The sequence below is a fragment of the Gemmatimonas sp. genome (assembly GCF_046594945.1).
Classification (GTDB): domain Bacteria; phylum Gemmatimonadota; class Gemmatimonadetes; order Gemmatimonadales; family Gemmatimonadaceae; genus Gemmatimonas.
In genome coordinates this window covers 1-10,028 of the sequence record NZ_JBKJRB010000145.1, presented here as the reverse complement: position 1 = coordinate 10,028, position 10,028 = coordinate 1, and the positions used below count along the sequence as shown (strand labels likewise).

Sequence of the window (10,028 nt, the reverse complement as noted above, 5' to 3'; positions counted from 1 at the left end):
TGACGGGGCGCGATCCTCTCCCGGGCGCACGCCCCGCGGCGACACCGGCGAGCGCGGGTTCACGCGCGCCCGTCGTGCCGGAGGGGGGGAGCGGTAGTGTCGACCTGCAGCCCGACGTCGAACGGCTGCACCGTGCCGTGCGACGCGAGCCCAGCGACCCTGTCGAGGGACGCGAATCACCACCCTGGTTCTTTGTTGCGGCAATCGCCGTTGTGCTCTTTTGGGGGGGGTGGTACCTCGGCCGGTACGGCGGTGAGTTCGGGCTCGCCACACACGTAGCATTCGCGGGTCGTGAGCCCGGGATCACGGCCAGCGCGAACGCGCAGGCCGCCGCCGCCGTGTCGAATCCCATTGAGGCGGGTGGGCGTGTGTACCAGAAGAACTGCACGGCGTGCCATCAGCCAACCGGCAAGGGAATTCCTGGTGCATTCCCACCCCTCGTGGGCTCCGAGTGGGTGACCGGTGCACCTGAAACGCTTGTGCGCATTCTATTGCACGGTTTGCAAGGACCGGTGGAAGTCGCTGGCGCGACGTACAACGGCGCGATGCCGGCGTGGAAAGACGTTCTCAAGGACGAGGAGATCGCGGCGCTCGCGACGTATATCCGGCAATTGGCGCCCAATGCTGCGGCAGCGGTCGATGCCGACGCGGTGGCTGCGCAGCGAAACGCACATGCCGATCGCGCCGCTGCGTGGACCGCAGCGGAGCTTCGCGCGGCGCAGCCTGCGAGCGCTCCACAGCCACCGGCGCCACCACGGAGTGGATCATGACGGAACGTGCAACGACGCCGTCGGATCGCGCGGCCACCCACGGCGAAGTAGTCGCGGTGGGGATTGCCAGCGGTCAGCAGATGGGCGAGCCGCTCACGCTGACGGCGCTGTTCGACGATCCTGCCACCGTCGAGCGCGCGCTCGATGCGCTGTACAGCGCCGGCACCCCGCGCGACCTCGTGGAAGTGGTGGTGTCACGGGAGTCGGCGAAGCTCTATTCCAGTGCCGGGCGTACGCCGCGCGGTCCCGGCCGCGAAACGTTTCGCTATGCCGGTATCGGCGGGTTGATCGGCTTTGTGTTGGGCGTGCTGGTGGGCGTGGTGCTGGTGGCGATGCCGGGCATCGAGAGCGCTGGGGGCATGGCACCAGTACAGCTCCTTGGCCCCAACATGGCCACAATCGGCGGCGCAGCGATCGGAGCGGTTGTCGGATACTTCCGTAAGCAGCGGCCGGATGCGCGGTTTGCGCGCGCCGCCGAGGCAGCCGGCGCGATCGTGCTCGCCGTGTCAACGCGCAGCGAGCGCGAGGCATCGCTGCTTGGCGATCTGCTGGTCTCGCACGGGGCACGCGATATCCAGATCGAGGAGCGAGGCGGACGGGCTGGATGAGGGCCTGCGTTTCCCCAGCGAATCGGATCAACGTGGCAGCGCGGTGACTGTTCGCCACTACTCACCGCGATGCACCGGGCTAGGGTGCGATGCAGTGTGTTCCGACCCAGAGATCGGTGATCGGTGCTTTCGTGGCGCTCGATACGAGCATGCCCGACAGCCCGCCCGCGGAGAACTGCATGCCGATGCTACTGGTCGCGACCTGCGTGGCATAGGCGGCATCGAGCTCCGCGCGCGTCGAGGCGAGCCCGGTGCGGTCATCCTTCCACCACGAATTCGCGCCGCGGCTGCACCACACGCGCCGATCTCGGTCGCCTCAGCGAGCCCGTGACGGTCGCAGCGCCGAGCGCGATGCCGTCGTCACCAATCACAAGGCAGCGTAGACCGGAATCTGTTGGCTCCGCTTGGCGCTGCGCCGAATCCGTAAAAGGCGATCGTCGCACTGGGCGCGTATCGTCGTGCTCGTTCATACAGCGCGCAGTGCGTGACTCGCCGAGCGCATCAGTTCTCAAACCTTTGGTAGTAGCTTCCAAGTGTTCGGAGCGGCTCGTCGTGCGCGCGGACGCTCACCACGAAATCCAGGACCCTACGATGACCGACCACTCCCTCTCGCCCGTTGCCGCGAAAAATAGCGGGCTGGCAAAATGTCCGACCGGCGTCAAAGGCTTTGACGAAATCACCGAAGGTGGTATTCCGCGAAACCGTATCACGTTGCTCAGCGGCGGCACCGGGACCGGGAAAACGTTGCTCGGCATCGACTTTCTGATTGGCGGAGCGACAAAGTACGATGAGCCGGGCGTCTTCATGTCGTTCGAAGAAAGCGACGATGAACTGTTCGCCGATGTCGCCTCACTCAACTTTGATTTGCAGCGTCTCGTCGCCGACAAGAAGATTCTGCTCGATTATGTGGTGCTGGAACGACGCGATATGCAGTCCGACGGCGAGTTCAATCTGGAAGGGCTCTTCGTGCGCCTCGAGTTGGCCATCGACTCCATCGGTGCCAAACGCGTCGTGATGGATTCCATTGATTCACTGTTTGCCGGCGTGACCGATGTCGGGATACTCCGCTTGGAAATCAAGCGCCTTTTCCGATGGCTCAAGAACAAAAACGTGACCACGCTCATTACCGGCGAGACCACGCAGGGTACGTATACCCGGCATGGACTGGAAGCGTATATCTCGGATTGCATCATCTTCGTGGACAATCGGGTTCAAGATCAGATCTCCACCCGTCGCATGCGTGTCATCAAGTACCGCGGTTCGAATCACGGGACCAATGAGTATCCGTTCGTCATCGATAAAAACGGGCTCTCGGTCATTCCCATTACCTCGGCGGGACTCGACCACCCCGGATCATCCGAACGGCTGTCGACTGGTATCCCATCGTTGAGTGCCCTGTTCAACGGCGGCGGATATACCAGAGGCAGTACGGTACTCGTGTCCGGGACCGCGGGCACGGGGAAGACGAGTTTGGCGGCGGCATTTGCGGTAGAAAGCTGCAACCGCGGGGAACGGTGTGTGTTCTTGTCGTACGAGGAGTCCCCGGGGCAACTCATCGAGAACATGCGTTCGATCGGATTCGATTTAGCGCCGCTGATCAAGAATGGGCTGCTGTTGATCGTGTCAACGAGGCCGTCGTTTTTCGGCCTGGAAATGCATTTGCTGGATCTGTACAAGATGCTCGACGAATTCAAGCCGCAGGCAGTGATTATCGATCCGCTGACCAGTCTGATTGCCCAAGGCAACGAGCTGGAAGTTCAATCCATGCTGACACGTATGATTGATGCGCTCAAATCTCAAGGTATCACGGGATTCTTTACCAGCCTCGTTTCGTCCACCAAACCGAATGACACCAGCGGCGAAATCGGCGTCTCCTCGCTGATCGACACTTGGATCGTGGCACGAGAACTGGAGGAGAGTGAGGGACGCAAGCGCATTCGGGGACTGTACATCGTCAAGTCGCGTGGCATGGGGCATTCCAGTGATGTGCACAAGCTCGTGATGAGTGATAGCGGAATAACGTTGATTCCGATGGATGCCGACGCCACAGCGGGCGCGAAGCAAAAGAGCAAGATCGGCAAGGCGTCCGCCAATCCGGAGGCGTAAACCCGTGCCCGACGCCGTCCCCACCCCGCTTCTAAACGCACCGCGCTCATGAACCTGACACGCCCAAGTTATATAGTGGGGGTCGGCGGCTCTGCCGGTGCGCTCAACGCCTACAAGGCGCTGTTGGAATCGTTGACGATCGATACCGGCATGGCATTTGTCATCATCTCCCACATCACTCCAGATGCGCACAGTCAGCTTGCGCTGATTTTGTCACGGTGCTCGACGATGCCAACCATGGTGGCGGTTTCGGGAATGCCAGTACGAGCCAATCATGTGTATGTGATACCGGCCAATGCCGATCTCGAAATTGAGCAGTTCACATTCAAAGTGATCTCGCCGCGCAGCCGACGAAATGCGCAGATCGACATATTTTTTTCCTCGGTGGCAACGGCGATGGGTGAGTACGCCATCGGTATCGTCCTCTCTGGGTATGATGGCGACGGTACTCTTGGCGTTCAGTATATCAAGGAGAAGGGGGGCACGACGTTTGCGCAGGACGATTCGGCGGAAGTGGACGGTATGCCGACCAGTGCACAAGCGTCGACGTATATCGACTTCGTGCTGGCGCCTGAAAAGATGGGCGAGGCGCTCATGCAGATTGGAGCACGCTTCGTTCGTTCCGATTGACGTCTGGCCAGCTTTCCAACCCCACGTGCGCCCGCCACAGACCCATTGGGCGGACCTCCGCGTAGGTAGGCGTTCTACTTCGTGGGGTGGCTGAGGCGGACCCGAGGCGCTCCGCACGACGCAATCGCGTGCTCCGACGCGGTGCTCGGATAAGCGTTCGAATGTTGGTCGGCAGCGGCATCACGTAGCGGCTGTGCCGACGCATCTCCGAGGAGTTGTGTCTGTGGAACGCGAACGAAACACGTCTGGCGCGCATCGGATATGGTCAGAAACGCGAACTCCAGTGCGTTTCAGACGTGTCTCATGCAGAGATTGCGGATCGCATAGCACCGCCCCAGAAACGTCGCGGCGCGGCGCACTGAGAGGCCGTAATGGGCACGCGTATTGCGACGCTTCTCTACATACACGCATTTCCGGAGTCTGCCATGACACTCGTACGCGCGCGCTCGTTGGCGGCGAAGTCACCCCAAGTGCGCCAAGTGCTCATGGCCGAGCACACGAAGACAATGCATGGGCGGCATGAAGGGCGAGGCCGCTACCCGTCTTCAGATGATGGGAAAGCGCATCGACATGATGTAGTCCATGATGAGGCTGATGATGGACCGTATGCCGGCCGCTGCGCTGAGTACTCAGCATGAAGAGAGGATGACGCCATGAGTTGTTGCGGCGATGTCATGAAACCGATCGAGGCGGCGGGATGCTTCGGCCCGAAAGACACTGCGGCAGACGCCGCCAAGGCATCCGAGGTAGGCGTGGCGGAGATCATGCGCTACCTGGCGCGCACGTATACCACTGCATCGGCACTCGATCAATCGACTCCGCCATGACCATCGACGCACTGACAGAACGGTTTCCGTTATCCAACGAAGATGTTGGCCGCATCAACGCCTATTGGCGCGCGGCCAATTACTTGTCGGCCGGGCAGATCTACCTCGTCGAGAACCCACTCCTGCGCGAACCGCTTGCACTATCGCACGTCAAGTCGCGCCTGCTCGGCCACTGGGGCACCACACCCGGGCTGAACTTTATCTATGTCCACCTCAACCGTGTCATTCGGCAGCACGATGTGAGCGTGCTCTACGTGACCGGACCGGGACACGGTGGCCCTGGCGTGGTCGCCAACACGTACCTCGAGGGGAGCTACACCGAGCACTACCCCGAGATCACGCAGGACGCCGAGGGGATGCGAAAGCTTTTCCGACAGTTCTCATTTCCCGGTGGCATCCCGAGCCACACCTCGCCCGAAACGCCCGGCTCGATCAACGAGGGCGGTGAGCTCGGCTACTCGCTCGCCCACGCCTACGGTGCGGTGTTCGACAACCCCGACCTGCTCGCCTGCTGCGTCGTCGGCGACGGCGAGGCCGAGACGGGTGCGCTCGCGGCGTCCTGGCACTCAAACAAATTTCTCAACCCCGCCCGCGACGGGGCCGTCCTTCCGGTCCTCCACCTGAACGGCTACAAGATCGCCGGGCCGACTGTGCTTGGCCGGATGCCCGACGACGAGATCTTGAGCCTGTTTGTAGGCTACGGCTACGCGCCAGTCGTTGTGGAGGGGGACGAGCCCGAGGCGATGCACCAACGAATGGCGGCGGCATTCGACAATGCCATTGCTGCTATCCAGCGCATCCAGCAGGACGCGAGAGAACACGGCGTCACCGCGCGCCCGCGGTGGCCAATGATCGTGCTGCGATCGCCGAAGGGGTGGACCGGGCCCGACGTCGTGGACGACCTTCAGGTCGAGGGCACATTCCGCTCGCACCAGGTGCCACTGGCGGAGCTGGCCGAGCAACCGGAGCATCTGGCGATGTTGGAGACTTGGATGCGAAGCTACCGACCCGAAGAGCTCTTCGACAAAAACGGGAGGCTTGTGGCCGAGCTGGCCGCGCTGGCGCCCCTTGGCGAGCGCCGCATGGGCTCAAACCCCCACGCCAACGGCGGCATCCTGCTCAAAGACCTCCGTATGCCCGACTGGCGCAACTACGCCGTTGAGGTGCCGACGCCGGCGACGGTCACGGCCGAGGCAACGCGGGTCATGGGCCAGTTCCTCCGCGACGTCATGGTGATGAACCCCGAGACGTTCCGCGTGGTTGGGCCGGACGAGACAGCCTCGAATCGGCTTACCGCGCTCTTCGAGGTCACAAACCGCGCCTGGATGGAGCCCATCCTCGACAGCGACGACCATCTCGCACCCGACGGCCGCGTGATGGAAGTCCTGAGCGAGCAGCTCTGTCAGGGCTGGCTCGAGGGCTACCTCCTTACCGGTCGCCACGGCCTCTTCTCATGCTACGAGGCCTTCATCCACATCGTCGGCTCGATGTTCAACCAGCACGCGAAATGGCTCGATGTCACGCGCGACATTTCGTGGCGTCGGCCGATCGCGTCGCTCAACTACCTCCTCACCTCGCACGTCTGGCGGCAAGACCACAACGGGTTCAGCCATCAAGATCCCGGCTTTATCGATTTCGTGATCAACAAAAAGGCTGAGGTCGTCCGGGTGTACCTTCCGCCCGACGCCAACACGCTCCTCTCGGTCACTGACCACTGCCTGCGGAGCAGGCATTACGTCAACGTCATCGTCGCCGGCAAGCAGCCCGAGCTCCAGTACCTCGACCTCGACGCGGCCATCAAGCATACCGCCGCCGGGATCGGGATGTGGGAGTGGGCCGGCAACGACCAGCACGTCGAGCCGGACGTGGTGATGGCCTGCGCCGGCGACGTCCCAACGCTCGAAACGCTGGCCGCCGTGGACCTGCTCCGACAGCACCTCCCCGAGCTTCGCGTCCGCGTTGTCAACGTGGTAGACCTGATGCGTCTGCAGTCTGAGCGCACCCACCCGCACGGCCTATCAGACCACGCCTTCGACGCCCTTTTTACGCCGGACAAGCCGGTCATCTTCGCCTACCACGGCTACCCGTGGCTCATTCATCGACTCACCTACAGCCGCACAAACCACCGGAACATGCACGTGCGCGGGTTCATCGAGGAAGGCACCACGACGACCCCGTTCGACATGACGGTACGCAACGGCCTCGACCGCTTCCATCTCGTCATGGACGTGACCGAACGGGTGCCGACAGTCGGGCCACACGGCCCTCACGTGCACCAAACAATGCGCGACCGGCTGGTGGAGCACCACGAGTACATCACGCGACACGGGCAGGATCTCCCGGAGATCCGTAACTGGGCTTGGCCATACGGCCCCGCGACGGACACCTGATTCGTGACGATCGCTGGCGCATTTACCGCGCCGATTCCTCAGCAGCAATCGCGATGACTGATCCAAGGTGCGACGACTATCCGCCGCACAAACGAAGCGCGTCGTACCTCGCCCCAACGAACGTGTTTTGCACCGGAAACGCCGCACCCGAATCGCGATTGCCGATCCGGAAGATGGCGATATCGAGCTGCTACCCAGGCAGCTTCGAGGCGAGGACGTCTGCGGTAAGCAGCCGTGGCGGGCTGGCCAACAACTCGTCGGCCGAGGCCATCAGCGCGGCGGCAATGGGACCATCCAGGTGCGCCTGACGCCCGGCAGCCGTCGGGAAGGCATCGACGATCCAGAACGTCGTAGGGCTGGTACGCATCGCGAACCACGCAATCGTTGCCGGCTCGGCCTGAGCGAGCGGTAGCGCCGACGTGAGGAATGCGGCAAGCTGTTCTGATTTGTCGGCTTTCGCCTCGAGCTCAACAACGAGACCAACGGTGACCATGGAAGACTCCGGTAAAGGGTGTTGCGTCGAGGTCATATCTTCGACACTACTGCATAAACGGCACCAAAAGGTCGGTCCGTTCCAATGTCGATGAACCGGCGGACGCGACATCGAGAGCACGGCCTCGCGTTACGCTCGGCGACCGACGGGTTTCGGCCACGATAGGGGTGGCCATGTGGCGAACCTTTCTTCCGCCGCCGGTCGTCGCGGCACATACTTACGCGACCCCGCTTGACCGTCGCGTCTCCCATCAGACTCTCATGCCCCACCTGCGTAGCGCCGCTCTCCTGCTCGCGATCTCTCTCCAAGCGGGTTGCGCCACCGCGGCGCGCACGTCGACCGTGGCGGTCAGCCGCACCGGTGACGCCACGCTTGCGCAGGTGTATTTCTGGCGCGCCAAGCCAAACAAGTTCGCGGAGTACACCCGATACATTCGCGATGTCGCGGAACCGATCGACCGTGAAGCGCAACGCGCCGGCGCATTCCTGGACGTCAGGACGTACGCCGTGCAGGATACGACACTTCCGTGGACCCATATGCGCGTATTCCTGTTGCGCGATTCCACGCAGCTCGCCGGGCTGAGTCCCGCGCTGAGTGCCGCCGGAGTGCGCTTGCAGCCGGACAGCGCTCGGCGAAGGGCGCAAGGCGAGTACTCGGCATCCCTACGCGATCGTGTGGGGGCGACCGTCACGAACTTGGTGAAGTAATCTCGCTCGGTCGCCCCGAGTCTGCTGAAACTTCCCCGCAGCGCGCGTTTACGTTTCCCCGTGTCCGGTATAGACAACGCGCCAGATCCATCCGCCCTCGTCGGCAGTGCCGTATCCAATCGTGATCCGTGGAAGGCGATGAAGAGCCCTCCTTCGTACTGTTCGGGGAATTGTGTTTCTGTGTAGAACAGCATCGACAACGGGGCCCAATGGGCTGGATATTCGACAATCGGGAGCGCGCGCGTGCCGCAACGTCCGACGATTTTCCCGTCACCTCCGTAGTCGGATGCCAACGCATTCATATTGCGCAGTTCCGTCGCAAAACGACTGCCACTCGTGCGTTGCCCGATGACCCGATGTTCACGAACATGCCGCCACGATTGTCGAGCACCACCGTCTTGCGATGATGACTCCGGACGATGGTAGGGCCGATACGACCACCACTGGCGGCCCCAAGGGCAGCAACGCACCATGCGCCACGTCATAACGAATCACGCGGTCGTCGGGCGCGAAATACAAATAGCGATCCACGCAACGCAATGCCGTTGCCGCCAACGGGTCCAAATCGCACCTGCACGTCGGCTCGACCATCGCCATCGGTATCGCGAAGCCCGAGAATGCCCCCAGTAACGCTGCCATCGGGCGCATTGTCCAATGCGACATGCAGATCGCCATTGGTGTTCACCACCAAATGACGGGCACGGCCCACATCCTTCGCCACCACCACAGCGCAGAATCCCGAGGGAAGCTCCAACCCGCCGTTGTCGGCATCACAAACGAGTGAAGAAGGGTTGTCCGCTTTGCGATCGAGAGACGTGGAGAGAAGGTTTGGCGCACTCGGCGCGACCTTCGTGCTCGCGCACGCGCCAAGCGCAGTGAGCAGACAACTGATTGCTACCCTACGTGAATGTCGAAAGGTGGGCGAAACGTACTGGAACAGATCGTCAGAGACATTCTTCATGATACGCTCTCCGAAGTGCGTCCGCGCAGATCTTCGTTCCTGCGCTGCGTTGACGGCACCGGATGTCGTGGTAGAGCACGCGCGTGACCCTGATAGGTGTGCTCGACCGTCGCGTAGGCTTACGCGGTACGGCCCGTTCTGGACGAAACCGACGAGAAGCCGACTCGACCGCACACCCCATCTCCACGGCACATCAAGCCGCTCGCGAAGGATGCAGCGTGCCTTCACTTGCGACAGCGTACGCATGCTGCAAAGAGCGATCCGACATATCGCTTACTGTCGAGTCGACGCCTAAGCCGAATACAGGCCGGTTCGTACAACGGGTGGTTCGCGACGGAAGCGAGCGAGCGAGCGCGCGCTTATCCCGCGCACAGAATTGGCTTTGCACTGTATCACACACGGCGCAGATATTGCCCTGGGCATTGGCCCGCGGCGGCGTGCCGCGATTCATCGTTAGAATGCGCGAGGCGCAGGAGTATGCATATGGACGAGATGCGAAACGGCACCACGGAAATGGGCGCTGGTACGGAGCAGCA

At 62.3% G+C, this 10,028-nt stretch carries 10 protein-coding genes; 7 read left to right on the top strand and 3 right to left on the bottom strand.

All coding sequences use genetic code 11. The annotated features are described in order from the left end of the window. Both ACLL97_RS17615 and ACLL97_RS17610 read left to right on the top strand, forming a co-directional pair. A partial coding sequence (locus ACLL97_RS17615; protein WP_411281790.1) for a c-type cytochrome occupies nucleotides 1-770 on the top strand: 770 nt, incomplete at its 5' end. Further along, complete coding sequence (locus tag ACLL97_RS17610) at nucleotides 767-1,378, top strand: hypothetical protein (RefSeq protein WP_411281789.1); 612 nt, start codon at nucleotides 767-769, stop codon at nucleotides 1,376-1,378. The genes ACLL97_RS17615 and ACLL97_RS17610, both read left to right, overlap by 4 nt. A 79-nt stretch (nucleotides 1,379-1,457) precedes the next feature. On the opposite strand, the gene ACLL97_RS17605 is transcribed toward ACLL97_RS17610, so the two are convergent. Next, nucleotides 1,458-1,676, bottom strand: a complete 219-nt coding sequence (locus ACLL97_RS17605; protein ID WP_411281788.1) for a hypothetical protein — start codon at nucleotides 1,674-1,676, stop codon at nucleotides 1,458-1,460. A 182-nt stretch (nucleotides 1,677-1,858) separates the two neighbouring features. On the opposite strand from ACLL97_RS17605, the gene kaiC reads away from it, so the two are divergent. The 4 genes from kaiC (at nucleotide 1,859) to ACLL97_RS17585 (ending at nucleotide 7,331) form a co-directional block, all read left to right on the top strand. After that, nucleotides 1,859-3,484 (top strand): circadian clock protein KaiC, encoded by a 1,626-nt coding sequence (gene kaiC / locus ACLL97_RS17600; RefSeq protein ID WP_411281787.1) that lies wholly within the window; start codon nucleotides 1,859-1,861, stop codon nucleotides 3,482-3,484. Between the two features lie 48 nt (nucleotides 3,485-3,532). Next, a complete protein-coding gene (locus ACLL97_RS17595; protein ID WP_411281786.1) occupies nucleotides 3,533-4,114 on the top strand; it encodes a chemotaxis protein CheB in 582 nt (193 codons plus the stop codon). A gap of 653 nt (nucleotides 4,115-4,767) precedes the next feature. Then, complete coding sequence (locus ACLL97_RS17590) at nucleotides 4,768-4,941, top strand: hypothetical protein (RefSeq protein ID WP_411281785.1); 174 nt, start codon at nucleotides 4,768-4,770, stop codon at nucleotides 4,939-4,941. Next, nucleotides 4,938-7,331, top strand: a complete 2,394-nt coding sequence (locus ACLL97_RS17585) for a phosphoketolase (RefSeq protein ID WP_411281784.1) — start codon at nucleotides 4,938-4,940, stop codon at nucleotides 7,329-7,331. Before ACLL97_RS17590 ends, ACLL97_RS17585 begins: the two co-directional genes overlap by 4 nt. Before the next feature lie 190 nt (nucleotides 7,332-7,521). On the opposite strand, the gene ACLL97_RS17580 is transcribed toward ACLL97_RS17585, so the two are convergent. Further along, nucleotides 7,522-7,824: a putative quinol monooxygenase gene (locus ACLL97_RS17580; protein WP_411281783.1), complete on the bottom strand. Its 303-nt coding sequence runs from the start codon at nucleotides 7,822-7,824 to the stop codon at nucleotides 7,522-7,524. Nucleotides 7,825-8,084: 260 nt separating this feature from the next. On the opposite strand from ACLL97_RS17580, the gene ACLL97_RS17575 reads away from it, so the two are divergent. Continuing rightward, entirely contained in the window at nucleotides 8,085-8,531 is a 447-nt protein-coding gene (locus tag ACLL97_RS17575; RefSeq protein WP_411281782.1) for a hypothetical protein, read from the top strand. 481 nt (nucleotides 8,532-9,012) lie between these two features. On the opposite strand, the gene ACLL97_RS17570 is transcribed toward ACLL97_RS17575, so the two are convergent. Beyond that, the gene (locus ACLL97_RS17570) at nucleotides 9,013-9,492 is read right to left on the bottom strand and encodes a hypothetical protein (protein WP_411281781.1); all 480 of its coding nucleotides are present in this window, start codon (nucleotides 9,490-9,492) and stop codon (nucleotides 9,013-9,015) included. Nucleotides 9,493-10,028: the final 536 nt, after the last annotated feature.